This is a genomic window from Castellaniella sp. (assembly GCF_041675725.1).
Lineage (GTDB): Bacteria > Pseudomonadota > Gammaproteobacteria > Burkholderiales > Burkholderiaceae_B > Castellaniella.
Window position 1 is genome coordinate 23,918 of the sequence record NZ_JBAYTI010000011.1, and the last position, 24,738, is coordinate 48,655.

Annotated in this window: 26 protein-coding genes; 15 read left to right on the plus strand and 11 right to left on the minus strand. The window is 63.9% G+C overall.

The features are described 5' to 3' along the window. Positions 1-65: 65 nt before the first annotated feature. Positions 66-2,627 carry an AsmA family protein gene (locus WCZ84_RS03515; protein ID WP_372684877.1) on the plus strand — a complete coding sequence of 854 codons (2,562 nt, stop codon included), beginning with the start codon at positions 66-68 and terminating at the stop codon, positions 2,625-2,627. Positions 2,628-2,639: 12 nt separating this feature from the next. Then, positions 2,640-3,041, plus strand: coding sequence for an MOSC N-terminal beta barrel domain-containing protein (locus WCZ84_RS03520; protein ID WP_372684878.1), 402 nt, complete (start codon positions 2,640-2,642; stop codon positions 3,039-3,041). A 30-nt stretch (positions 3,042-3,071) separates the two neighbouring features. On the opposite strand, the gene coaD is transcribed toward WCZ84_RS03520, so the two are convergent. Both coaD and WCZ84_RS03530 read right to left on the minus strand, forming a co-directional pair. Further along, positions 3,072-3,581: a pantetheine-phosphate adenylyltransferase gene (gene coaD / locus WCZ84_RS03525; RefSeq protein WP_372684879.1), complete on the minus strand. Its 510-nt coding sequence runs from the start codon at positions 3,579-3,581 to the stop codon at positions 3,072-3,074. Beyond that, positions 3,578-4,207, minus strand: coding sequence for an RsmD family RNA methyltransferase (locus WCZ84_RS03530; protein WP_372684880.1), 630 nt, complete (start codon positions 4,205-4,207; stop codon positions 3,578-3,580). The genes coaD and WCZ84_RS03530 overlap by 4 nt, the downstream gene beginning before the upstream one ends. Positions 4,208-4,308: 101 nt before the next feature. Between WCZ84_RS03530 and ftsY the strand changes: the two genes are divergently transcribed. Genes ftsY through WCZ84_RS03565 form a run of 7 tightly spaced genes read left to right on the plus strand, consistent with a single transcriptional unit; the run spans position 4,309 to position 9,762 of the window. Beyond that, entirely contained in the window at positions 4,309-5,451 is a 1,143-nt protein-coding gene (gene ftsY / locus WCZ84_RS03535) for a signal recognition particle-docking protein FtsY (RefSeq protein WP_372684881.1), read from the plus strand. A gap of 58 nt (positions 5,452-5,509) precedes the next feature. Next, entirely contained in the window at positions 5,510-6,694 is a 1,185-nt protein-coding gene (gene ribBA / locus WCZ84_RS03540; protein WP_372684882.1) for a bifunctional 3,4-dihydroxy-2-butanone-4-phosphate synthase/GTP cyclohydrolase II, read from the plus strand. 15 nt (positions 6,695-6,709) lie between these two features. Further along, a complete protein-coding gene (ribH, locus tag WCZ84_RS03545) occupies positions 6,710-7,246 on the plus strand; it encodes a 6,7-dimethyl-8-ribityllumazine synthase (RefSeq protein WP_372684883.1) in 537 nt (178 codons plus the stop codon). Beyond that, positions 7,215-7,727: a transcription antitermination factor NusB gene (gene nusB / locus WCZ84_RS03550; RefSeq protein ID WP_372684884.1), complete on the plus strand. Its 513-nt coding sequence runs from the start codon at positions 7,215-7,217 to the stop codon at positions 7,725-7,727. Before ribH ends, nusB begins: the two co-directional genes overlap by 32 nt. A gap of 12 nt (positions 7,728-7,739) precedes the next feature. Beyond that, entirely contained in the window at positions 7,740-8,741 is a 1,002-nt protein-coding gene (thiL, locus tag WCZ84_RS03555; RefSeq protein WP_372684885.1) for a thiamine-phosphate kinase, read from the plus strand. After that, positions 8,738-9,262: a phosphatidylglycerophosphatase A gene (locus WCZ84_RS03560; RefSeq protein WP_372684886.1), complete on the plus strand. Its 525-nt coding sequence runs from the start codon at positions 8,738-8,740 to the stop codon at positions 9,260-9,262. The genes thiL and WCZ84_RS03560 overlap by 4 nt, the downstream gene beginning before the upstream one ends. After that, the gene (locus WCZ84_RS03565; RefSeq protein WP_372684887.1) at positions 9,259-9,762 is read left to right on the plus strand and encodes a CinA family protein; all 504 of its coding nucleotides are present in this window, start codon (positions 9,259-9,261) and stop codon (positions 9,760-9,762) included. The genes WCZ84_RS03560 and WCZ84_RS03565 overlap by 4 nt, the downstream gene beginning before the upstream one ends. Here the strand turns inward: WCZ84_RS03565 and pyrF are convergent, their stop codons facing one another. The 4 genes from pyrF to WCZ84_RS03585 form a co-directional block, all read right to left on the minus strand. Further along, complete coding sequence (pyrF, locus tag WCZ84_RS03570; RefSeq protein ID WP_372684888.1) at positions 9,763-10,605, minus strand: orotidine-5'-phosphate decarboxylase; 843 nt, start codon at positions 10,603-10,605, stop codon at positions 9,763-9,765. It lies immediately after the preceding gene. Between the two features lie 78 nt (positions 10,606-10,683). Continuing rightward, positions 10,684-11,073 (minus strand): diacylglycerol kinase, encoded by a 390-nt coding sequence (locus tag WCZ84_RS03575; protein WP_372684889.1) that lies wholly within the window; start codon positions 11,071-11,073, stop codon positions 10,684-10,686. A gap of 148 nt (positions 11,074-11,221) precedes the next feature. Further along, positions 11,222-12,868, minus strand: a complete 1,647-nt coding sequence (gene groL / locus WCZ84_RS03580) for a chaperonin GroEL (RefSeq protein WP_372684890.1) — start codon at positions 12,866-12,868, stop codon at positions 11,222-11,224. Positions 12,869-12,901: 33 nt separating this feature from the next. Further along, a complete protein-coding gene (locus tag WCZ84_RS03585) occupies positions 12,902-13,189 on the minus strand; it encodes a co-chaperone GroES (protein WP_269360072.1) in 288 nt (95 codons plus the stop codon). Between the two features lie 550 nt (positions 13,190-13,739). Here WCZ84_RS03585 and ahpC point away from each other — a divergent pair. The 6 genes from ahpC to WCZ84_RS03615 all read left to right on the plus strand — a co-directional run bounded on the left by ahpC (position 13,740) and on the right by WCZ84_RS03615 (position 20,722). Further along, a complete protein-coding gene (gene ahpC, locus WCZ84_RS03590; protein WP_372684891.1) occupies positions 13,740-14,303 on the plus strand; it encodes an alkyl hydroperoxide reductase subunit C in 564 nt (187 codons plus the stop codon). A gap of 30 nt (positions 14,304-14,333) precedes the next feature. Then, on the plus strand, positions 14,334-15,902 hold the full coding sequence (ahpF, locus tag WCZ84_RS03595) for an alkyl hydroperoxide reductase subunit F (RefSeq protein WP_372684892.1): 1,569 nt from the start codon (positions 14,334-14,336) through the stop codon (positions 15,900-15,902). Between the two features lie 173 nt (positions 15,903-16,075). Beyond that, a complete protein-coding gene (locus WCZ84_RS03600; protein WP_372684893.1) occupies positions 16,076-17,629 on the plus strand; it encodes an ABC transporter ATP-binding protein in 1,554 nt (517 codons plus the stop codon). Then, on the plus strand, positions 17,622-18,686 hold the full coding sequence (locus WCZ84_RS03605) for an ABC transporter permease (protein WP_372684894.1): 1,065 nt from the start codon (positions 17,622-17,624) through the stop codon (positions 18,684-18,686). Before WCZ84_RS03600 ends, WCZ84_RS03605 begins: the two co-directional genes overlap by 8 nt. A 4-nt stretch (positions 18,687-18,690) precedes the next feature. Next, positions 18,691-19,608, plus strand: coding sequence for an ABC transporter permease (locus WCZ84_RS03610; RefSeq protein WP_372684895.1), 918 nt, complete (start codon positions 18,691-18,693; stop codon positions 19,606-19,608). 25 nt (positions 19,609-19,633) lie between these two features. Then, positions 19,634-20,722, plus strand: coding sequence for a BMP family ABC transporter substrate-binding protein (locus WCZ84_RS03615; protein WP_372684896.1), 1,089 nt, complete (start codon positions 19,634-19,636; stop codon positions 20,720-20,722). 22 nt (positions 20,723-20,744) lie between these two features. Here the strand turns inward: WCZ84_RS03615 and WCZ84_RS03620 are convergent, their stop codons facing one another. The 5 genes from WCZ84_RS03620 to tolB form a co-directional block, all read right to left on the minus strand. Next, positions 20,745-21,182 carry a PaaI family thioesterase gene (locus WCZ84_RS03620; RefSeq protein WP_372684897.1) on the minus strand — a complete coding sequence of 146 codons (438 nt, stop codon included), beginning with the start codon at positions 21,180-21,182 and terminating at the stop codon, positions 20,745-20,747. A 100-nt stretch (positions 21,183-21,282) separates the two neighbouring features. Then, positions 21,283-22,182, minus strand: a complete 900-nt coding sequence (locus WCZ84_RS03625) for an alpha/beta fold hydrolase (protein ID WP_372684898.1) — start codon at positions 22,180-22,182, stop codon at positions 21,283-21,285. Then, the gene (gene ybgF / locus WCZ84_RS03630) at positions 22,182-22,853 is read right to left on the minus strand and encodes a tol-pal system protein YbgF (protein ID WP_372684899.1); all 672 of its coding nucleotides are present in this window, start codon (positions 22,851-22,853) and stop codon (positions 22,182-22,184) included. The genes WCZ84_RS03625 and ybgF overlap by 1 nt, the downstream gene beginning before the upstream one ends. Positions 22,854-22,915: 62 nt before the next feature. Further along, on the minus strand, positions 22,916-23,410 hold the full coding sequence (pal, locus tag WCZ84_RS03635) for a peptidoglycan-associated lipoprotein Pal (RefSeq protein WP_372684900.1): 495 nt from the start codon (positions 23,408-23,410) through the stop codon (positions 22,916-22,918). A 33-nt stretch (positions 23,411-23,443) separates the two neighbouring features. Further along, on the minus strand, positions 23,444-24,736 hold the full coding sequence (tolB, locus tag WCZ84_RS03640; protein WP_372684901.1) for a Tol-Pal system beta propeller repeat protein TolB: 1,293 nt from the start codon (positions 24,734-24,736) through the stop codon (positions 23,444-23,446). Between the last annotated feature and the right edge of the window lie 2 nt (positions 24,737-24,738).

Consider the following 24,738-nt stretch of genomic DNA (forward strand, 5'->3'; position numbering starts at 1 on the left):
GAGTTAGCATTCAGCTGGTTCATTGATGGATATGTGAACGTGGATTTTACGGGACAGGTTACAACATGAGCGTGTGGTTCAAACGGGTTTTGTTCGGCCTGGTGCTGGTTTTGCTGGTGGCCGTGGTCGGTCTGGGCATCTTCCTGCTGACCTTCAACCCCAACGCGTACAAAGACAGGCTGGAAACGCTGGTGCACGAACGCACCGCCCGCACGCTCACGATCGCAGGCGATATCGGCTTGTCCTTGTTTCCGCGCATCGGCCTGTCGGTGGGTCAGGTGTCGTTATCCGGCGTGCAGGCCGACGAGCCGTTCATTTCGGTGGACAGCGCACGCTTTGCCGTGGCGATCTGGCCGTTGCTGTCCAATCGCCTGGTGGTGGATCACGTCGCCCTTTCGGGCGTCCGGGTGCGTGTCGTGCAGGACGCCGAAGGGCATTTCAATTTCGATGACCTGCTGGTACGCCGGATCGAACCGCCGACGGCCGGGGGTGGGCCCGCGGACCTCGCCACCGAGACGGCGGCGGGCGCAGCGGGCGCAGCACGCGCACCCGGCGAGGACTTGCATGTGGATATCGCGGGCCTGGATATCCGCGATGGCGAAATCCGGTACATCGACGAGCGCACGGGTCTGTCGAGCACGCTGGCCCAGATCGATGCCAGCACCGGCCGGGTGACCTACGATCAGCCCTTCGAAGTCTCGTTCAAAGCCTTGCTCTCCGGCGCCGAGCCCGTCCATGCGGCCCGTTTGCAGGCCCAGGCCCTGCTCAGCCTGAATCCCTCCGCGAACCGCTACGAGGCGCAGAAAATCCGTGTCGGCCTCGAGGGGCGCCTGGGCGATCTGGACCAGGCGCACATCACGCTGGCCGGTAATGTCGCCTGGGACGGCCGCGAACAGCGGTTTTCGGCCCAGCGCCTCGAATGGTCGCTGAAGGGTGAAATGCTGGGCGCGGGCGCCATACAGGGCTTGAAGGCGCAGCTCACGGCCGATCGGCTGAGCCTGGGGGCGCCCGGCGACGACTGGGCCGTCGACAGCCTGAGCCTGCGGGCCAGTGGCCAGCGGCAGGGGCAAGCCTTCGAGCTGGCCCTCGAGGCGCCGGCACTCAAGCTGTCCGAGCAGACGGCCGAAGCCGAGCCGGTATCCGCGACGTTCAAGAGCGGGTCCAATGATGCCGTGGTGGGGTCGCTGGGCCTCGAAGGCCTGTCGGGCAACGTCAAAGAATGGCGCTTTCGTACGCTCAAGCTCGACGGCGCCGTGCGCAGCGGTTCTCGTCTGGTCAGCCTGAAGCTCGCATCGCCGCTGAACTGGAACATGGCGAAACAGCAGGGGGCCCTGACCGCCCTGAAAGGGGACGTGGTTTTGCGCGATCAGCAGCAGCCGGATCAGGAATATTCCGTTCCCATGATTGGCAGCGTGCACGTAGACGCGGCCGCGGCCAAGGTCGATGCCGACCTGAGTGCAATGATCGACGGCGCACAGACCAGCCTGAAGGCCCACGTTGCGGGGTGGCAGGCGCTGGCGACGCGCTTTGCCCTGAAGTCCGAGCGCCTGGATCTCGATCCCTGGCTGGCCACGCCGGCGTCTTCCGAAGCGGGTCCGGAGGCCGATTCCGGCACGCCGGGTGCGGCCGCCGGCACCCCGTCGCCGCAGCCGGCCGATTCAGCGCGAAACCCCGGTTTCGATCTGGCGTTTCTCGAGCATCTGGACCTGGATGGCGAGATCGCGGTGGCCGATCTGCGAGCGCATGGCGTTCAGCTCAGCAAGGTGCAGGGGCGGTTGCAGGCCAAAAAAGGCACCTTGGCGCTCTCGGGCCTGAAGGCGGGCCTGTATGGCGGGGCGCTGACCGGGCACCTGACAGCCTCGGCAGACCATCATTTCAGCGCCAAGGTGGATCTGGCCAAGGTGGCGGTGGGCCCTTTGCTGCAGGCCGCCATGGGCCGGCAGCCCGTGTCGGGCACCCTCGGGCTGGGGGTCGACCTGAACACGGCCGGCAATACCGGGGACACCATGCTGGCCAACCTGGGGGGGCGCGCAGATTGGCGGATGACCGACGGGGCGGTGCATGGCGTAGACGCCGAGCGCACGCTGACCGAGGTCGCGCGCTCCTTGTCCAACGTCCTCAAGGGTCGGCTGGATGCTGTATCCTCGCCCTTCGACCCCCAGGGTCGCACACCCTTCAGCCAGTTGAGCGGGCATCTCGACCTGAGTCAAGGGCAAGGTGTCGTGTCACGCTTCGTGCTGGCCTCCAACCTGTTGCGGGTGACCGAAGGGGATCCGGCGCGGATCAGCCTGACGGGCCGAACGCTGGACCTCATCTTGCGGGTGCAGGTGGCGGCCAAGTTGCCCAAAGCGCTCAAGGGCGCCCTCGACCCACTCGCGGGCGCCACCATCCCGATCCGCATCGAGGGGCCCTGGGGGGATCCTGCGTATTCGGTGCGTTGGTCGGATGTACGCAACCAGGCGGTACAGCAGGTGGTGAAGACGGGGTTGATGGATTTACTCGAAGGGCGTGATCCGCTCGACCAGGCGCAGCTGCCCGAGGTGGATGGCGATGGGCTGCCGGCCGAGTCGGCGCCGGATCCGGTCGAGCGCATCGGAAAGGCCCTCAAGGGTCTGTTGGGGAAATAAGTTGAGGGAACCATGAATACACCGGACACAACGGATCAGCCGGGCTTTCAGCCTCTGGCGTCAGGGCCGATGCTGCAAGACGAGGCCGCCGGCCCTTGGCATCGCCGCTGGCTGGTGGTGGATGCCGGCCTGAACTGGCTGGACGCGCACCAGGCCCCGGGTTTGTCGGGCCTGGACCTGCAACTGCGGTTTGGCTATCTGGCACTGCGGGCGCCCGGCATGCTGCGCCTGGACATACCGCTGGAGGTCATCGAAGACGACCCCGACGTGGAATGTGTCGTGCAGGTGGCCGGGCAATCCGTGCGCGCCGTGGATGAAGGGGATATCGCGGCCGCCTGGTTCGAGCAATGGCTGGGGCAGCCCTGCCGGCTGGTCAAGATTCACCCCGAAGCCGCTGCCGTTCGCTGGCCCTGAACGCATCCGGCCAGGCCGGCCGGTATTGCATCAGTCGGGTGTTTGCGAGTGCTGCTCGCGCCAGATCTTGGCCTTGGCGTGCAGCCAGCGCTCGACGGACGGAAACACGAATTTGCTGACGTCCCCGCCCAGGATGGCGATTTCGCGCACGATGGTGCCTGAAATGAACTGATACTGATCGGATGGCGTCATGAACAGGGTTTCGACTTCAGGCAGCAGGTGGCGGTTCATGCCTGCCATCTGGAACTCGTATTCGAAGTCGGAGACCGCCCGCAAACCGCGGACAATGACGCGGGCGTCTTGTTCGCGCACGAAATCCTTGAGCAGGCCCGCAAAACTGCGCACCCGCACGTTGGGATAGTGCCCCAGGACTTCATCGGCAATTTCCAGCCTTTCCTGCAGCGTGAAGAATGGCCGTTTGTTCTGGCTGTGCGCCACCCCCACGACCACCTGGTCGAACAGGCTGGCCGCACGTCGCACGAGGTCTTCGTGCCCGCGCGTGAGGGGGTCGAAAGTGCCCGGATAGACAGCAGTGATCATTCAGCCTCCGATGGATGGATGGTGGGGGGACCCGGTTCGCCAGGGTCATTATTCCTGTTTTCTTGCAATGCAGCAAACTGAATCAGGCCATAGTGCACCCGCCCTGCCTTGGCGTGGCGCACGAGTTCGCTGCGCGGCGGTGCGACGGGCAGTGGCGCTTCGGATTCGAGGTAGATCAGCCCCCCCGGCACGAGGGCCCGCCCCGCCAGCGGCAGTGTCCGTTCCAGCCAATGCGCCCCGAAGGGTGGGTCCAGCAGCAGCAGATCGAAGCGCGGCTGGGCCTGGTGCCGCAGAAAGGCCAGGGCGTCGCCGGCATGGATCCGGATAGCGGGCGACTGAAGCCGGGCCTGCGTGGCCCGCAGACCCCTCAGGGCGACCGCGGAGGACTCGACCAGACAGGCCTCGGCCACCCCGCGTGAGGCGGCCTCGAATCCCAGGGCGCCCGTACCGGCAAACAGATCGAGGACGCGCCGCCCGGCAAAACGGCCGCCCCACAGGTGGTGCAGCCAGTTGAACAGGGTTTCGCGGACCCGATCGGGCGTAGGGCGCAGGTGATCGGATGGCGGCACCGGTATCGGCGTCTTGCGGTACGTACCGCCTACAATACGGATCTGGTGTTTTTTCATGCGCTGCACTCACGCGAAAGCGACATGCCCCTGCCCGAGCGCTTCGGGCACGGTGCAGGTTTCAGGGGTGGCCGTTCGCATCAACTTTCAGTGTAAAGCCCATGTTCAGATTTTTTAAGAAAAAGAGTCCGGCAGAACTTAAAAATGACGCGCCTTCTTCGGTGCCGGACGATACACCGCACCCGGCGGACGCGCACGTGGCCGCCGCACCGCCGGATGGATCCATCGCGCCGCCGGAACCGTCCGTATCACAGGCGGACATCGCGCCGCCGCTGGCCAGTGCGGCCGCGCCGATGGTGGCGCAGCCGTCTGGGGATCCGGCCTCCGCAGAAAAAAAGCGCTCGTGGCTCGGGCGCCTGCGCAGCGGGCTGGCACGCACCAGCCTGGGTGGCCTGTTCGTGGGGGTGCCAGTCGATGAAAACCTGTTCGAAGAACTTGAGTCGGCGCTCATCATGGCGGATGCCGGGGTGGACGCCACCCAGATCTTGTTGTCAGCGCTGCGCCAGCGGGTGCGCAAAGAGCGGCTCGAGCAGGCCGAAGCGGTGCGCAGGGCCCTGCAAAGCCTGCTGGCGGATCATCTGCGCGTGCTCGAGAAGCCGTTCGTGGTGGGTGAGACGCATCCCATGGTGATCATGGTGGCCGGTGTCAACGGCGCTGGCAAGACCACGTCTATCGGCAAGCTGGCCCATGCCCTGCAGGCGCGCGGGGCTTCTGTACTGCTGGCTGCGGGCGACACGTTCCGGGCGGCGGCCCGTGAGCAGTTGCAGGCCTGGGGGGCGCGCAATCGGGTGACGGTGATCGCCCAGGAAGGCGGGGATCCCGCGGCCGTGGCCTTCGACGCCGTGCATGCCGGGCAGGCGCGGGGCGCCGATGTCGTCATCGTCGATACCGCTGGGCGCCTGCCCACGCAGCTGCACCTGATGGAAGAACTCAAGAAGATCCGTCGCGTCATCGGCAAGGCAATGGCCGATGCGCCGCACGAAGTACTGCTGGTGGTCGATGGGAATACCGGCCAGAATGCGCTGGCGCAGATCCGCGCCTTCGACGCTGCGCTGGGGCTCACCGGGCTGGTGGTCACCAAGCTCGATGGCACGGCCAAGGGCGGGACCCTGGCTGCGGTGGCGGCGGGTAGCCAGGGCGTACGCCCGGTCCCGGTGTACTGGATCGGTGTGGGCGAAGGCATGCAGGATCTGCAGCCCTTCGTGGCCGACGAGTTCGCCGAGGCCCTGCTCGGCCAGGGGTGAAACCCCTTTGGCATTAAAATGGCGTCATTCGGACTTTTTCGACAGGCTGGACAACGTCATGAGTATTTCAAAAGGGGCGGCGGCCACTGCGTCGCCCATGTTCAACATCTCCCCCGTGGTAGAGATCGTGGCCGAATTGCGCGCCGGCCGCATGGTCATCCTGGTGGATGAAGAAGATCGTGAAAATGAAGGCGACCTGGTCCTGGCGGCTGATTTCGTCACCGCAGAGGCCATCAATTTCATGGTGACCCATGCGCGTGGCCTGGTGTGCCTGACGCTCACCGAAGACCGCTGCCAACAGTTGCAGCTGCCCATGATGGCCAGCCAGAACGGCACCCGTTACGGCACCAACTTCACCGTGTCGATCGAAGCGGCCCATGGGGTGGACACAGGGATCTCGGCAGCGGACCGGGCGCGCACCATTCAGGCCGCGGTCGCGCGCGATGCCAAACCGGCCGATCTCGTGCAGCCCGGACACATCTTTCCCGTGCGCGCGGTCCAGGGGGGGGTGCTGGTGCGGGCCGGTCACACCGAAGCGGGGTGCGATCTCACCGCCATGGCCGGCCTGACGCCGGCGGCGGTGATCTGCGAGATCCTCAAGCCGGATGGCACCATGGCGCGTTTGCCCGATCTCATGGTCTTCGCCCGCGAGCACGGCCTGAAGATCGGCACCATCGCCGATCTCATCCAGTATCGCAGCGAGCACGAATCCATGATCGAGCGGCTGGTGGCGCGCCCCGTGAACACGCCCTGGGGCGCCTTCACGGCCGTGGCCTACCGAGACCGGGCCTCTCATGCGCCCCATTTGGCACTGGTGCACGGCAAGATCCAGCCCGACCACGAAACCCTGGTCAGGGTACACGAACCCACCAGCGTGATCGATCTGCTCTGCGACTGCGACACCCAGCACAGCTGGTCCATCCCAGAAGCCTTGCGGGCCATTTCCGCAGCCGCCAGCGGGGTCCTGGTGCTGCTCAATTGCCAGGGGTCCGCCGACCAGATATTCGCACAGTTTGCACTTTGGCAGCAGCTGCAAGAACAAGACCCGCAGGCCGAATCCTCACTGGCGGGCGAGCGTCATGGCTTGCGCACGTTTGGCATCGGCGCGCAAATCCTGCGCGATCTGGGGGTGGGGCAGGCCCGCCTGCTGGCCAGGCCGCGCAAAATGCCCAACGTGGCCGGGTTTTCTCTCACCATTACGGGTTACCATAATGAAACCGGCGAATCCGACGCCACGACTTGATCAGGATACCCAGATATGAACCCCTACGTGATGACCCCCGATCTCAACGGGGAAGGCCTGCACATTGGCATCGTGCGTTCACGGTTCAATGCCGAAATCGGCGAGGCCGAACTGCAAACCTGCCTGGCCGAACTGGCCACCCTGGGCGTAGACGAGCGCGATGTCATGGTGGTTTCGGTGCCCGGTGCCCTCGAAATCGGTACGGCGCTGGCGCAAATGGCGGAAACCTTCGAATTCGATGCCCTGATCGCCTTGGGTGCCGTCATCCGGGGCGAAACTTATCATTTCGAAATCGTCAGCAATGAATCGGCCTCGGCCATCAGCCGGGTGGCGCTCGAAACCGGGATCCCGGTGGCCAATGGGGTGCTCACCACCGACACGGACGAGCAGGCGCTGGCCCGTGCCGCCGACAAGGGGCGCGACTGCGCGCGGGCCGCCGTCGAAATGGCCAATCTGGTGGCCGCGCTCGAGCCCGAGCTCGATGAAGACGATTTCGACGAAGACGAAGACGACGACTTCGATGACGACGAAAACGACGATGACGATGACTGAATCACGTGCGCCGCGTGCCGCGGCGCGCGTGACATCGCGCAGTGCCCGGCGCATGGCGCGTGAATTCGCCCTGCAGGGTATCTATGCCTGGCTGCTGCAGGGTGCAGACGGTAGCCAGGAACTGGGCGCCATCGATGCCCACGTGCGCGACGGCACCGATTTCGACCAAGCGGACGGGGGTTGGTATCAAACACTGCTGCTCGGGGCCGTACGGCAGGCCCCCGCCTTGCGTGAGCGTTTTCTGCCGTACGTCGACCGGCCGCTGGCTGAACTTTCTCCCATCGAGCATGCCATTCTGCTCATGGGCAGTTTCGAGCTCATTCATCACATCGAGGTCCCTTACCGCGTGGCCATCAACGAAGCGGTCGAGCTGGCCAAATCGTTCGGGGGCACCGACGGCTATCGGTTCGTGAACGGGGTGCTCGACCGGTTGGCAGCCGAAGTCCGGGCCGCAGAATTCCAGGCCCGGACGCGGGCCTGAGCCGGGGGCCGCATGGCACAGGGCGGCGAATTCGATCTCATCCGGCGCCACTTCAGCCGTCCGGTGCCCGCGCCTTTCCTCGGGGTGGGCGATGACTGCGCCCTGTTGCCGATCCGCGAGGGCCATCAGTTGGCCGTCAGCACAGACATGCTCCTCGAAGGGCGGCATTTCCTGCCGCAGTCGGATCCCGTCGATCTGGGACACAAGGCGCTGGCGGTCAATCTGTCCGACCTGGCGGCGATGGGTGCCCGCCCGCTGGGCTGCACGCTGGCGCTGGGCCTGCCGTACGTGGATGACACCTGGCTGCAAGGCTTTGCCCAAGGCTTTCATGCCCTGGCCGATGCGGCGCACTGCCCGCTGCTGGGGGGCGACACCACGCGCAGCGGACAGGGCATGGTCCTGTGTGTGACAGTGCTGGGCGAGGTGCGCCCCGAGCTGGCCCTGCGCCGCGATGCGGCGCGGGTGGGCGACGACGTCTGGGTATCCGGCGCCCTGGGGGCGGCGGATATTGCGTTGCGCTGGTTGCAGGGGCAGCTGCCCGACCCCTCGGGGCGTTTGGCGCCGCTGCGTTCGGCCCTCGAGCGGCCACAGCCGCGTCTGGCCCTGGGGCAGGGTTTGTGCGGCCTCGCGCACGCGGCCATCGATATTTCCGATGGCCTGTTGCAGGATTTGGGGCATGTATTGGCGGCCAGCGGGTGTGCTGCGCGCATCTGGTTCGACGCGATTCCGGTTCACCCAGCCTTGCAGGGGCTGGCCCCGGATCTCGTGCAACACGCCGTGCTGGCTGGGGGGGACGCCTACGAACTCTGTTTTACGGCGCCTGTGGGGCAGCGGGCGCATATCGAGGCCCTGGGGCAGCGTCTCGGCGTGGCGCTGACCCGCATCGGATCTCTGGAACCCGGCGCCGGGTGGCAGGTGCTCGATGCCGACGGCCGGCCCATGGTCGTACGGCAAGCGGGGTTCGATCACTTTGCCGCGTCCGAACAAGACGCGCCGCCCGGGGTGGCGCCATGAAACCGGGGGCGCCGACGGCCACAGGAACACACCCTGTCCACCCGACACCGGCCTGGGTGTTCGCCCGGCCAGAGCGTATCCTGGCGTTCGGCTTCGGGTCCGGGCTGATCACGCCGGCGCCAGGCACCTGGGGCACCTTGCTGGGTTGGGCCTTGTGGGCTGCATTTCTGCAGCGGCTGGGCACGATCCCGCTGGTCATACTGCTGATCGCGTCTTTCGGGGTCGGCTGCCTGGCCGCGCAGCGCTGCGGGCAGGATCTCGGCGTGGCCGATCATGGCGGCATCAACTGGGACGAAATCGTCGCCATATGGCTTGTGCTTTGGTGGGTGCCAGGCGGTTTTTGGGCGCAAGGCGCCGCCGTCGTCCTGTTCCGGTTCTTCGACATCGCCAAGCCGCCGCCGGTGGGGTGGCTGGACACACACTACAAGAATGGTTTCGGGGTGATGGTCGATGATCTGGTGGCCGCGTTGTACGCCATTCTGGTCATGGCCGTGTTGACCTATTTTGGGGTATTTCCATGATCGACGATGATATCCTGGCGCTGGCGTCCGGATTCGGGGCCAGTCTGCACCGTGCCGGCATGCGGTGCATGACGGCCGAGTCCTGTACCGGGGGTCTGCTGGCCGGGGCCATTACCGCGGTCCCCGGATCCAGTCAGTGGTTCGAGTGCGGCTATGTCACCTATTCCAATCAGGCCAAGATCGGGGTTTTGCAGGTGTCGGCGCATACCCTCGAGCGCCACGGGGCGGTCAGCCAGGAGACGGCGATCGAAATGGCTTCGGGTGCCCTGCTGGCCATGCCTGACGCGCACCTGGCCCTGTCGACCACCGGGATTGCCGGGCCCGACGGCGCAACGGTCGGCAAGCCGGTCGGTATGGTGTGTTTCGGGCTGGCCCGGCGCACACCGACCGGCATCGTCACACGCGCCGACGTCCAGCTCTTCGATGGCGACCGGCATGCCGTGCGCATGGCATCGGTGCGTCATGCGCTGCAATGGGCGCTGGGCGACATCGCTGCCTGATCATCCGCCCACTGGCTTCGTCGAGGCATCCAGCGCGGCACGTATCGCGCTGCGCGTGACCCGGGCCGTTTTGGCGGCGGCCTGGGCCCAGTTGCTGTCCGTCCCCGCATAAAGGATGGCGCGTGCCGAGTTGATCATCATCCCGGTGCCATTGTTCGTGCGGCCAGCCGCCACGGTGGCCGATATGTCACCCCCCTGCACCCCGATGCCCGGGATGAGCAGGGGCATGTCACCCACGCGCCTGCGTACGTGTGCGATTTCCTCTGGAAAGGTGGCGCCGACCACCAGCGCGCACTGGCCGGTGGTATTCCATACCCGGGCCACCTGGTCGGCGACGTGCAGGTACAGGGGCGTGCCGTTGGCCAGGCGCATGTCCTGGAGGTCCGCACCCCCCACGTTGGAGGTTCGGCACAGGATGATCACGCCCCGGTCGCCGTAGTCCAGGTAGGGCTGGACCGAGTCGCGGCCCATGTAGGGATTCACCGTGACCGCGTCTGCCCGGTAGCGTTCGAATGCCTCGCGCGCGTATTCGCTTGCGGTGCTGCCGATGTCGCCGCGCTTGGCATCCAGGACGACCGGCAGGTGGGGATAGTGTTCGTGAATGTATTGGCAGATATCCTCGAGCTGGTCTTCTGCGCGATGGGCGGAAAAGTAGGCGATCTGTGGCTTGAAGCCGCACGCATAGGGGGCGGTGGCATCGATGATGGTCTGGCAGAATGTCTTGATGGCATCGGGCCTGCCTGCCAGTTCTGCGGGAAACCTGCGCGGATCGGGATCCAGGCCCACCATGAGCAGGGAATCCTGGACGGCCCAGGCGTTTTTGAGCTTGTCGATGAAATTCATGGCAACACGAAGTCTGAGTCAGGAAAATGGATCGGGGTGGGCGTGTCCCGGATGCGGTCAGGCTGGCATGGCGATCTGTCAGCCAGGCCACCAGCGGGGCAGCAGCAGGCTGGCCCATATGGCCGCTGCGAGCACCGTAGCCAGCAGAACGGCGGCGCTGCCGAGATCCTTGGCGCGTCCGAGCAGGGGATGATGTTCGGTGCTGATCGCGTCGGCCAGCGCCTCGATTGCTGAATTCACGAGTTCGATGATCAGCATGAGGGCGATGCTGCCCACGAGCAGCAGTTGTTCGATGGTGCTGCGCCCCAGCCAGATCGCCAACGGCATGAAGACCACCGCCAGAAGGACCTCGAGCCGAAAGGCGGCTTCGTGGCGCCATGCGGCGCCCAGCCCCTGCATGGAAAAGCCGAAGGCCTGCATGATGCGGGAAACGGGCCCGGTGCTTTTGTCGAAAGAGGTGCGCGCCATAGTGGTCTCGTGAATATCGAGGATCATAGGCAGCTGGATGGGTTTATTCAAGCGGCCAGCAGAAAAAACCCCCGCCTGGGGGTCTGGCCCAGGCGGGGGTTTGCAGCCCACTGGGCGTGGGCTGTTGTCGGAGACGGTGCGACCGGGCTCAGAAGCCGCCCATGCCACCCATGCCACCCATCCCGCCCATGTCGGGCATCGGGGCTGCGGGCTTGTCTTCGACGATTTCAGCCACGGCGGCCTCGGTGGTCAGCAGCAGGCTGGCAACCGATGCGGCATTTTGCAGGGCCGTGCGGGTGACCTTGGTGGGATCGATCACGCCTTGCTCGACCAGATCGCCGTACTCGCCCGTCGCGGCGTTGTAGCCAAAATTGCCTTCGCCCTTTTCGACTGCGTTGACGATGACGCTGCCTTCTTCACCGGCGTTGTTCACGATGGTGCGCAGGGGCGATTCGATGGCGCGCAGCACCAGCTTGATGCCGGCATCCTGGTCGGCATTGGCGCCCGTGACCTTGGCCACGGCGGCCTTGGCACGGATCAGCGCGACACCGCCGCCCGGGACGATGCCTTCTTCGACGGCCGCGCGCGTGGCGTGCAGGGCGTCTTCGACACGGGCCTTCTTTTCCTTCATTTCGACTTCGGTGGCCGCACCCACGCGGATGACGGCCACGCCGCCGGCCAGTTTGGCCACGCGCTCTTGCAGCTTCTCGCGGTCGTAGTCGGACGTGGCTTCTTCGATCTGCGTGCGAATCTGCTTCACGCGCGCTTCGATGTTGGCTGCCTGGCCGGCACCGTCGATGACGGTGGTGTTTTCCTTGGCCACTTCGATGCGCTTGGCCTGGCCGAGCAGTTCGAGGGTGGCTTTTTCCAGGGACAGGCCGGTTTCTTCGGAGATCACCGTGCCCCCCGTCAGGATGGCGATGTCTTCGAGCATGGCCTTGCGGCGGTCACCGAAGCCAGGTGCTTTGACGGCCGTGGTCTTGAGGATGCCGCGGATGTTGTTGACCACCAGGGTGGCCAGGGCCTCGCCTTCGACGTCTTCGGCCACGATCAGCAGCGGACGGCTGGATTTGGCCACTTGCTCGAGCACCGGCAGCAGATCGCGGATGTTGCTGATTTTCTTGTCGAAGATCAGGATGTACGGATCTTCGAGCACCGACACCTGCTTGTCGGGATTGTTGATGAAGTAGGGCGACAGGTAGCCACGGTCGAATTGCATGCCCTCGACCACGTCGAGTTCGTTTTCGAGCGACTTGCCGTCTTCGACGGTGATCACGCCTTCCTTGCCGACCTTGTCCATCGCATTGGCGATGATTTCGCCCACGGACTCGTCGCTGTTGGCCGAGATGGAGCCGACCTGAGCGATCGCCTTGCTGGTGGTGCAGGGCTTGGACAACTTGTGGAGCTCGTCCACCACGACAGCCACGGCCTTGTCGATGCCGCGCTTGAGGTCCATCGGGCTGATGCCGGCCGCTACATATTTCAGGCCTTCTTCGACGATGGACTGGGCCAGCACCGTGGCGGTGGTGGTGCCGTCACCGGCATTGTCGGACGTCTTGGAGGCGACTTCCTTCACCAGCTGAGCGCCGATGTTCTCGAATTTGTCTTTGAGTTCGATTTCCTTGGCAACCGACACCCCGTCCTTGGTGACGTTGGGGGCGCCGAAGGAGCGATCGAGTACGACGTTGCGGCCTTTCGGGCCCATGGTGGTTTTGACGGCGTTGGCCAGAACATTGACCCCGCGCACGATGCGCGAGCGGGCGTCATCGCCAAAATAAACTTGCTTTGCAGCCATTTTGAAATTCCCTGGAGTGAAACGGATCTGAGATTACTGGATCACCGCGAGAACTTCTTCTTCGCGGATGACGAGGACTTCTTCGCCGTCGACCTTGACGGACTGGCCGGCATACTTGCCGAACAGCACCTTATCGCCGACTTTCAAGTCGACTGGGATGACCTTGCCGTCTTCAGTCTTCTTGCCTGGGCCAACGGCCAGAACTTCGCCCTGATCGGGCTTTTCAGCCGCGCTGTCAGGGATGACGATACCCGAAGCGGTGGTGCGCTCGTTGTCCAGACGCTTGACGATCACGCGATCGTGCAAAGGACGCAGTGCCATGGAGGAACTCCTGTAGGTAGACATTGTTGGAAATTCAGGGGCGTTGTTAGCACTCAACCCCATCGAGTGCTAATTATAAGGACGATTTTCTGAATTTCAAGGGGTACCTTGGCAATATTCTCATTCGTCCACGCGGACTGCCCGCTGGCCGAACATCAGGCGTGACCCTCCTTCTGCGCCGTATTTTTCGCCAAGGCCCTGAGCTGGACCTTGTCCACCTTGCCAGTGGAACCTTTGGGCAGTTCCAGGAGCACCACAAAGCGTTCCGGGATTTGCCAGCGTGGGAATCGGGTTTCGCAGATGCCTCGACGTTTTGTACCGCCTTTAAACGAATGGCGGATACGACGCCCAGGTCATTCTTCAAGCATGCCAGTGTCCCTTGGCGACCGGATGAAGCCATGTATACATGATCAGCGCACATAAGGAATTCCTACGATAGTTAATAACTATCGCAGAAATTGAGACAATCAATTTTACTTATTGAGCGCCTTTGCCTACACTGGCTCCTGTCGCCCTCGCGGCCTTTTTCAACGTTTTCAAGGAGCACTGTATGTCTCTGATCAACACCACCATCAAGCCCTTCAAGGCCACTGCCTACCATAACGGCAAGTTTGTGGACGTTAGCAACGAAACGGTCGCCGGCAAGTGGTCCGTATTCGTCTTTTATCCGGCCGACTTTACCTTCGTCTGCCCCACCGAGCTCGAAGACTTGGCCGACCATTACGCCGAATTCCAGAAGATGGGAGTCGAGGTGTACTCGGTGTCCACCGACACGCACTTCGCGCACAAGGCCTGGCACGACACGTCCGAAGCCATCAAGAAGGTCAACTATCCGATGATCGGTGATCCCACCCACCAGCTGTCGCGCAATTTCGATGTTCTGATCGAAGAAGAAGGCGTGGCGCTGCGGGGCACGTTCGTGGTCAATCCGGCCGGCGAAATCAAGGTGCTCGAAATCCATGACAACGGCATCGGCCGTGACGCCTCCGAGCTCCTGCGCAAGGTCAAGGCGGCGCAGTATATTGCGGCGCATCCCGGTGAAGTATGCCCGGCCAAGTGGGAAGAGGGCGCGAAGACGCTGAAGCCGTCGCTGGATCTGGTGGGCAAGATCTAAGTCAGCCATATTTATACAAAGGGGACCGCCATGCTGGACGCCAATCTGAAAGCACAATTAGCCACGTATCTCGAGCGCGTCACTCAGGCGCTCGAACTGCGTGCCGCCTTGGGTGACGATGCCGGTTCGCGCGAGCTGCAGGCCTTTCTCGAAGAGATTGCAGCGCTGTCCGGCCAAATCACGCTGGTGCAGGCCGAGGCGCCCGATGGTCGGGTGCCCTCGTTCGAAATCGCGCGCGCAGGCTCCGACATCGGCGTGCGTTTTGCCGGCATTCCCCTGGGGCACGAATTCACTTCGCTGGTATTGGCCTTGCTGCAAGTGGGCGGGCATCCCCCCCGGCTGGACGACGACGTCATCGAGCAGATCCGGGCCTTGCCGGGCGATTACCACTTCGAGACCTTCTTTTCGCTGTCCTGCCAGAATTGCCCGGATGTCGTGCAGGCCCTGAATGCCATGTCGGTCATCAACCCGCGCATCCGGCACGTCGCCATCGATGGCGCACATTTCCAGGACGAGGTTCAGGCTCGCGAGATTCTTTCCGTGCCAGCCGTGTTCCTCGATGGTGCGCTGTTCCACCAGGGGCGCGCCGGGGTTGAAGAATTGCTGGCCCTGCTCGATGCGGGTGATGACGAGGCCAAGGTCCAGGCGCTGAATGCACGCGAGCCATTCGACGTGCTGGTCGTCGGCGGCGGCCCCGCAGGCGCGGCGGCGGCTGTGTATGCCGCACGCAAGGGGATCCGCACGGGTGTGGTGGCGGAACGCTTTGGCGGCCAGGTGCTGGATACCATGGCCATAGAAAACTACATCTCCATCCTCGAAACCGAAGGGCCCAAGTTTGGCGTGGCGCTCGAGCAGCACGTCAAGGCCTACGAGGTGGACATCATGAACCTGCAGCAGGCACGCCGGCTGATACCTGGCCAGCCGGTGCAGGTCGAGCTGGCCAATGGCGCCGTGCTCAAGGCGAAAAGCGTGATTCTTTCCACGGGTGCGCGCTGGCGCCAGATCAACGTGCCCGGAGAGGACGAATACCGCAATCGCGGCGTGGCATACTGCCCGCACTGCGACGGCCCCCTGTTCAAAGGCAAGCGCACAGCCGTGATCGGTGGCGGCAACTCTGGCGTGGAGGCGGCAATCGACCTGGCGGGTCTGGTGGGGCATGTCACGCTGATCGAATTCGACCACGCGCTGCGGGCCGATGACGTGTTGCAGCGCAAGCTGCGCAGCCTGCCCAATGTCACGATCCTCACGTCGGCACAAACGACCGAAATCCACGGGGATGGCAAGCGGGTCACCCACCTGAGCTACAAAGACCGCAACACCGGGGCGATGCATCAGGTCGATCTCGAAGGGGTCTTCATCCAGATTGGCCTGGTGCCCAACACCGAGTGGCTCAAGGGGGTTGTCGATCTGTCGCCGCATGGTGAGATCCTGGTGGATGCGCGAGGCCAGACCTCCGTGCCCGGGGTCTTCGCGGCGGGCGATGTGACCACCGTGCCGTACAAGCAGATCATCATCGCCGCCGGCGAAGGCGCCAAGGCCGCATTGGCTGCTTTCGACTACCTGATCCGCAGCTCGGTGGAGACGTCCGAGGCCGCCTGAGGGCAGTCTTGCGTGGGCATGGGGCCTTTTCGTGCGCCTGGCTTCGGGCATGGGCAAGGGCACGATCTGCACGCTGCGCCGGCCTGAAATCAGGGTTAACCCTTTTGGAGCCGCAGCGATCACTCAGTAGAATTGGCCATCTCTCCCGTCCCGCACGACACCTGGATCCATCCATGCCCCCTCGCCTGGCTCTGCACCGCATCAGCAAGCGCTATCCTGCCGTACTGGCCAATGACGCCGTCGATCTGGCGGTCGAACCTGGGGAAATCCATGCGGTGCTGGGTGAAAATGGCGCCGGCAAGTCCACGCTGATGAAGATCATCTATGGGGTGGTGCGCCCGGATGCCGGCGAGATTCACTGGGATGGCCAGCCCGTACAGGTCGACAATCCCGCAGCGGCCCGTGCGTTGGGGCTGGGCATGGTATTCCAGCATTTTTCATTGTTCGATACGCTCACGGTGGTCGAGAACATCGCACTGGGCCTGCCACCCGGTACGCCGCTGCCCACGCTGGCGGGGCAGATCACTGAAACGGCGCGCCAGTACGGGCTCGAAGTGGAACCTCTAAGACATGTGCATACCTTGTCGGTCGGTGAACGGCAGCGTGTCGAGATCGTACGTGCCTTGCTTGGCAAGCCGCGGCTGCTGATCCTGGACGAGCCCACTTCCGTCCTTACGCCGCAAGCCGTTCAGCGCCTGTTCGACGTCTTGCGGCAGTTGGCCAGCGAAGGTTGCAGCATCCTCTACATCAGCCACAAACTCGACGAAATCCGCGCGCTGTGCCATCGCTGCACGGTCATGCGTGCGGGCAAGGTCACCGGGGTCTGCGACCCGCGCGAGGAAACCGAAGCCAGTCTGTCGCGCCTCATGATAGGGGCCGATCTGCCGGTCCCTGTGCGCCAGAGCCGCGCGCCCGGGCCGCTGCGCCTGCAGGTGCAAGGGCTGGATCTCGAGCGCGCGCATCCGTTCGCCACCCGCCTCGAGCACATCCACTTCGGCCTGCATGAGGGCGAGATCCTGGGTGTTGCCGGCGTGTCTGGCAATGGTCAGCAAGAACTCATGGGGGTGCTGTCCGGCGAAGACACCCGAGCGCGGCCCGACAGCATCGTGCTCGATGGTCAGGCCATGGGGCAGCGGCCAGTCTCCTGGCGTCGCGAACACGGCATGGCATTCGTGCCCGAAGAACGGCTGGGGCGGGGTGCCGTACCCGAGCTCAGTCTGGGCCGTAATCTGCTGCTGACCCATCAGGGGCCGAACACCGTACGTCGCGGCTGGATCCGCGAGGGCGCCGTGCACCGTCTCACAACGGACGTCATCCGGCGGTTTGGCGTGAAGGCGCCCGGGCCGCAGGCACAGGCAGGCAGTCTTTCGGGGGGCAATCTACAAAAATACATCGTAGGTCGCGAGGTGATCGCGGCGCCGCGCGTCCTGATCATCGCGCAGCCCACCTGGGGGGTCGACGTCGGTGCGGCCGCCCGCATCCGCAATGAATTGCTGGCCTTGCGCGAGGCAGGCTGTGCCCTGCTGCTGATCTCCGAAGAGCTGGACGAACTCCTCGAGCTCTCCGACCGCCTGGTGGTCATGGCCAAGGGGCGCATGTCGCCGGCGTTGTCCCGCAGCGAAGCTACGCGCGCGCAGATCGGCCAGTGGATGAGTGGCCTGTGGCCAGGGGCCGGTGACCTGGCCGCCTCATCTGGTGCGGCGGCGCCCGGGGTGCAGCATGCTTGAATTGGTGCCGCGTGCCGAGCCTTCTCGGCGCATGCTGTGGCTGTCGCCTTTGCTGGCCTTGCTGCTGACGGCCTTGTGCGGTGCGCTGATGTTCATCGGCGTCGGCAAGTCTCCCGTCCAGGGGCTGCATGTGCTGCTTGTTGCTCCGTTGTCCAGCCTGCAGGGCTGGGCCGAGATCGGGGTCAAAATGGCACCGCTTTTATTGTGTGCCATCGGCTTGGCACTGTGCTTTCGTGCCAACGTGTTCAACATCGGCGCCGAAGGCCAGCTGGTCGTGGGCTCGATCGCGGCGTCGGCCTTTGTCCTGACTTTCGATGACGGGAGCGGCGGGCAGGGCGGCTGGCTGATGATTGCGCTGGCCGTCCTGGCCGGCGCAGTCGGCGGCGCTTTTTGGGCGAGCATCGTGGCCTGGCTGCGGGATCGCTTTCATGCCAATGAAATCCTGGTGTCGCTGATGCTGGTCTATGTGGCCGAACTGCTCCTCAGTTATTTGGTACATGGCGTGATGCGCGACCCGGATGGCTTTGGTTTTCCGCAGTCACGCATGTTCGATGACGACTTTCTCCTGCCCATCCTGCCCGGTACACGATTGCACGTGGGGATTATCCTGGCGGGGCTGGTGGCGTTGTGGGCGTGGCTGTTTCTCGCTCGCCTGCTGGCCGGTTTTCGCCTCACGGTAGGGGGGCTGGCGCCGCTGGCGGCCCGTTATGCCGGGTTTTCTTCGCGCCGTGCGCTGTGGGGCTGCCTGCTGGGTTCGGGGGCGCTGGCGGGGGTGGCGGGCGCCTGTGAAGTCATGGGTCCGATCGGCCAGCTGACGCCGTCGGTATCGCCAGGTTACGGCTTTGCCGCCATCATCGTGGCATTCGTGGGCAGGCTGCATCCGATTGGTGTCATTTTTGCCAGCTTCATCATGGCTCTCTTCTATATCGGCGGCGAACTCTCACAGACCCGGCTGGGTATGCCCAGTGCGATCACCGGCATCTTCCAGGGGATTCTCCTGTTTTCCCTGTTGGCTTGTGACGTGCTGATTCATCAACGCTTGCGCTGGAGGTCCTGAGGCCATGGATGCACTGGCTCCACTGATCGCAGCCGCCATGATGGCGGGCACGCCCCTGATGCTCGCCGCATTGGGCCTGCTGGTCAACGAGAAGTCCGGCGTCATCAATCTGGGTTCCGAGGGGATGATGCTGGTTGCGGCGGCATTGGGCTTTGCCGTGGCGGTAGAAAGTGGCAGTGTGCTTGCCGGTTTCGTCGCCGGGGCCCTGGCAGGTGCCGTCATGGCTGGCGGGTTCGCCTGGCTGGTCGTCTGGCTCAGTGCCAATCAGATCGCCTGTGGCCTGGCGCTGTCGATCTTCGGGGTCGGCGTGTCGGCTTCTATTGGCCTGCCCTATGTCGGTGCCACGCTCAAGGCGTCGTCATGGGCGGTTCCAGGGTTGTCCGACATCCCGTTCCTGGGCAAGGCGCTGTTCCAGCAGCACCCGCTGGTCTACGCGACCGTCGCACTGGCCGTGGGCTTGAGCTGGTTCCTATATCGTACGCGGGCCGGTCTGGTCCTGCGCGCTGTCGGCGAATCGCCCGAGTCGGCCCATGCCCTGGGCTATCCGGTGCGGCGCATTCGCCTGGCCGCGTTGCTGTTCGGTGGCGCGTGCTGCGGCCTGGCGGGCGCGTTCATGTCCCTCGTGTATACCCCGATGTGGGTTGAAAACATGGTCGCGGGACGCGGCTGGATCGCATTGGCACTGACCCCATTCGCGACCTGGCGGCCCATGCGTGTCCTGGTGGGGGCCTATCTGTTCGGCGGCATCACTATACTGACCTTTCACATGCAGGCACTTGGGGTGCCCATTGCATCGCAGCTGCTGTCCATGCTGCCCTACCTGGCCACGATTCTCGTGCTCGTCCTCATTTCGCGCAATGTGGACTGGATCCGTATCAACATGCCCGCATCCTTGGGCCGCGCGTTCATTCCCAACCGCTGATCATTTCATTACGGAGATCTCATTCATGAAATCCTTACGTTTGCGTCATGTCTTCGCAGCCGCCGTCACGGCCACGGCCTGCCTGTGGGCTGCCGGCCCGGCCATGGCCGAAGAACCCCTCAAAATTGGTTTCGTGTATGTCAGCCCGATCGGCGAGGCCGGCTGGACCTGGCAGCAGGACCTGGGCCGCAAGTACATGCTCGAGCAGCTTGGCGACCGCGTGATCACCCAGGTCGTGGAAGACGTACCCGAGGGCGCCGATGCCGAGCGCGTGATTCGCGACCTGGCTCAGCAGGGCAATCAGCTGATCTTCACGACATCATTCGGCTACATGAATCCCACCATCAAGGTGGCGAAGCAGTTTCCGGACGTCAAGTTCGTGCACTCGACCGGGTACAAGACGGCACCCAACGTCGGCACGACCAACGCCCGCTTCTATCAATCCCGCTACATGGCCGGTGTCCTGGCTGGACACAAGACCGATACCGGCGTGGTCGGCTATGTGGGCGCCTATCCGATCCCCGAAGTCCTGCAGGGGATCAACGCATTCACGCGGGGCCTGCGTAGCGTCAAGCCGGATGCCGAAGTTCGCGTGATCATGGTCAACAGCTGGTTTGATCCGGGCAAAGAGCGCGATGCCGCCCTGGCCCTGCTCGATCAGGGTGCGGATATCGTCACCCACCACACTGACTCCACGGCCACGGTCCAGGCTGCCGAAGAGCGGGGCAAGCGCGCTATTGCGTATCATTCAGACATGCAGAAGTTCGGTCCTACCGCTCAATTGGGGGCGGTGACCCATCATTGGGGGCCTTATTTCACCCGCACCGCGCAGGCCGTGCTGGACGGCACCTGGAAGCCGGATCAGTTGTGGGGGGGCTTCAAAGAAGGCATGGTCGATCTGGAAGGTTTTGGTGCGGATGTCGGCGATGATCTCCAGGCCAAGCTCAAGACCATGGAAGAAGACATCGCCAGCGGTCAGCTCAACCCCTTTGCCGCGCCGATCAAGACCAATGACGGTCGCGTGGTATTGGCGGAAGGCGCCCTGGATGACGACGGGTTGAATGCCATGGACTACTATGTCGAAGGGGTCGTTGGCAAGCTCAACAAGAGCTAAGCGCAAGAGCTGAACACTTGGGCTAGGCGCCCCGGGGGCGCGGGATCGACCAGGTGCTGATGACCTGCGCCACTGGATCCCCGCCCCCGTCGGGCAACAACAGAGCCTCACCGGCCGTCATGCGGCCGGTTTTCAATATCCGGGCTTCGGCCACGATGCCTCCGGATGGCGCACCGCGCAGGAAATTGATCGTCAGGCTTGCCGTCACGGCTTCTGCGGCGCCGGTGGCGCCTACGATGGCTGCGTACAGGGCCAGGTCGGCCAGGCCCATCAGCATGGGGCCGGCCACGATCCCGCCCAGGCGTTGGTTGTCCGGATTGGGCGGCAGGCGCAGCCGCGCCCATCCGTGGCCGATTTCCTGTATGTCTGCACGCAGTATCTTCGAAAACGGGTGCTGCCGGTCGAGCAGGTCCTGGAATGCTTCGGGCGTGATGCAGGGAACCGGTTGCGGATGAGCCATGGCAAGAAGGTCGTGGATGGTTGTCGATCGAAATTAATGGGCAAGATGCCCATGAGAGGCCCATAGTACACTGCGCCGTGCGCATCGTGGGTGTGGCCGATTAACCGCCGGAATGGTCCGGCAGCGCGGTCTGCAGCGCCTGCGGGCTCGATGTCTGGCAGCGGGCTGTCTCGAAAAAACCCAGCAGCGCGCGGTTGAAGGCGCGTGGGTTGGCCAGGTTCATGCCGTGCGCCGCCATGGCAATACGCGTACGCCTGGCATTGGGCACAAGCCGCTCCAGGCGTTCTAGCCGCTGCCCGTATTTTGCAGGGCTCTGGGCGCCGCCGATCAGCAGGACCGGTAGGGCCAGCCGGGCCATTTCGGCATCCGTGATCACCAGGCGTTGCTCTTGCACCTGGGACAGCAGGGTCATGGCGTTGTCTTGGGCCATTTCCTTGAACCAGGGCACCATTTTGCGCCAGGTATCGGCCCCGTTCACGGTGTCCACGAATTCCGCCAGTGCCGCTGTGGTATCACCTTGCTGCAAGGTGATGGCGGTCTGCGCGTAGAAGGGCGGGCTTTCCGGCTCGTCGGCGAACCGGAAGCCAGGGTCGGCCAGCGTGAGGCTGCGACAGAGCCCGGGCGCCTGGCGCACCAGGGCCCAGGCGACCTCGGCACCGCGAGAATGGCCCACGATATGCGCGGCGCCGCAATCCAGGGCGTGCAGGAGTTCCTGCAGGTCGCGCGCGTGCGCCATGACACCATAGCCTTTCTGGGGATGGCGCCCGACGGCGGGCCAGCACCCGCGCAAACTGGGCGCGATGATGGTATGGCCGGGTTGCAGTGCCGCGATCTGCCAGCGCCAATAGCGATAATCACACAAAGAGCCGTGGATCAATAGCACTGGGTCGCCTTGGCCGGCCTGGACATAGTGCAGGGGCCCCGACGACAGCGTGCGGATCCGGACGGCCTCGCCGATATCCGCGCCGGGCCCGTGTCGTGCGCTGGACCCGGAAGCCATCAAAGCAGCTTGATGCGGTTGCGCGCGGTTTCGGCGGCCGAGCTGCCCGGGTAGTCGTCCAGGATACGCTGCAGGCTGGCTTTGGCCCCTTTCATGTCGTTCAGCTCGATCTGGCTGATGGCCGCCACCAGCAGCGCGTCGGGTGCGTGGGGATCATTCGGATGTTGCTGAACCAACGTGTTCATTGATTTGACTGAATCGGCAAAGCGCTTCGAGGCGTACTGGCTGCTGCCCAGGTAAAACAGTGCATCACCGATCATGGGGCTATCGGGATAAGAACCCACGAAACTGGCAAAGCCGGAGGCCGCCTCGGCATAGCGGCCATTCCGGTAAAGATCGGCCGCGGCCTCGTAGACGGCCCGCTGCTGAGGGTCTGCGCCTGCGGACGCTTGTGGGCCCGCGGCCCGTTGCGCAGCAGCAGGCCGACCGCCGATTTCCTCGATGCGGCCGCGCAGGGCAGCGACTTCCTGCTGCAGCTGGTCCATCTGGTTGGACAGCTGGATGCGTGCTTGCTGGCTTTGTTCGTTCATCTGCTTGATTTGTGCCCTGAGCTCGATGATGGCGCGGCGTGCTTCGTCGTCCGAAAACGCCTGGGCTGCCGGGCTGAGCAGGGACAGGGCCAATACGAGCACGCTGGCTCGCGCGGAGAGGGGCAAATAGGCTGTAAGCATGTCGGTTCCAAAGAAAAACGCCGCAGCACGACTGCCGCGGCGCCAGTGCTGCCCGACCGTGATCAACGCAGATAGTTGAAGTCGGCGCGACGGTTTTCGGCGTAATCGGCTTCGGTGTTGCCCAATGCCTTGGGACGTTCCTTGCCGAAGCTGATGGCTTCAACCTGGTTTGCATTGACACCCAGCAGCGTCATCATGCGCGCCACGGCATCCGAGCGGCGCTGGCCCAAGGCCAGATTATATTCTGTACTTCCCCGGGCGTCTGTATTGCCTTCGACCCGCACGTTTTGCCCTGGATGGCTGGTCAGGTAGCCCGAATGCATTTCGACGACACCCCGGTACTGGTCGGGCACGGTATAGCTGTCGAATTCAAAGTACACCGACCGCTGCTGCGCAAGGGGGCTCTGAGGGTTGAATGGATCCATGACCTGGCCGGTGGATACCGACGAATCCATGCCGCTGCCGGCACCGTTTTCGTCCAGCGGCACCGAGCTGCAGGCGGCCAATGCCCCTACAGCAGCGGCGATGGTCAAGGTCCGGATAATGCGCGAGCTCATTTGAAGTCCTTTTGAAAGAGTCACACGGAAAAATCAGTGGGTGAATGGGCCCCAGGCGGGTTCACTGACTTTGCCGTTGAGCACTGAAAGAGTCTGGTGAACGCGTCCATCGATCGACGTGACCGCCAGCACGCTGCGCCCATTCTGGATAGCACTATAGAGTGCCTGCATGCCATTGGGTGCATAGCTGGGGGATTGGTCATCAGGCCCGTCCGTGAGTATTTGCTCGGTGCCTGAGAACAAACCAAGGGTGGCGAGCCTGAAGGCGCCATTGCTTCGAGTAACGTACAACAGTTGCTGGCCGTCTGGCGAGACCTTGGGTGAGATATTGTAACTTCCCGAAAAGGTCAGGCGCTGTGCATCGCCGCCGTCGGCCGCCACCTTGTATATCTGCGGACTGCCCCCCCGGTCGCTGGTGAACACCAGGTACTGGCCGTCCGGTGCGTAGCTGGGTTCGGTGTCGATCAGTGGCGAGCGCATCAGACGGCGCAGGTCGGATCCGTCGGTGTTGATGGTGTAGATCTGCGAAATGCCATCCTTGGAGAGTACGATGGCCAGCTTCTGGCCGTTGGGCGACCAGGCCGGTGCGCTGTTGTTGCCCTTGAAGTTGGAGACGGGCTGGCGCTGGCCGGTCGCCAGCGTTTGGATGTAGATGACTGACTTGCCCGACTCGAAACTGACGTAGGCGAGCTGCTTGCCGTCGGGCGACCAGGCGGGTGAAATGATGGGGTGTTTGGAGCGCAGCATGACCTGCGGGTTCTGGCCATCCGCATCCGCAATTTGTAACTCATAATTGTTGCCTGCCTGCAACACGTAGGCGATTCGCGTCGAAAACACACCACGAATACCGGTGATTTTTTCGTAGATGCGGTCTGCAATCTGGTGGGCGATGCGCCGCATATCCGACTCGGTGCCGTCGATCGAGGCCTGGTCGAGTTCGGCCTTGCGCACGTTGTCGACCAGCCGGTATTCGAATGTATAGTGATCGCCGCTTTGCGACACGGAACCGTAGGCCAGATAGTCTGCGCCGCGTCCTTGCCAGCTTGCGTAATCGATGGTGCTGCCGGCGTCGAGCGAGGCACCCGACGTGCCGATCAGGCGAAATTGCCCGGAGCGTGTGAGATCCGCGCGGATCACCTCGGGCACCATGTTCGCGTTTGCCGAACCGGAAAAGTCAGCGATGGCAATGGGGTACTGAGTGGCGCCGACGCCCGAGATATCGACACGCAACTGCGCTGTCGCGACCCCCGACAGCCCCAGGGCCAGCAACAGGGTCAGGGCCAGCCCGACAGCGTACCGCCAAAAGTGTCTTGTGAATCCGTCCATGG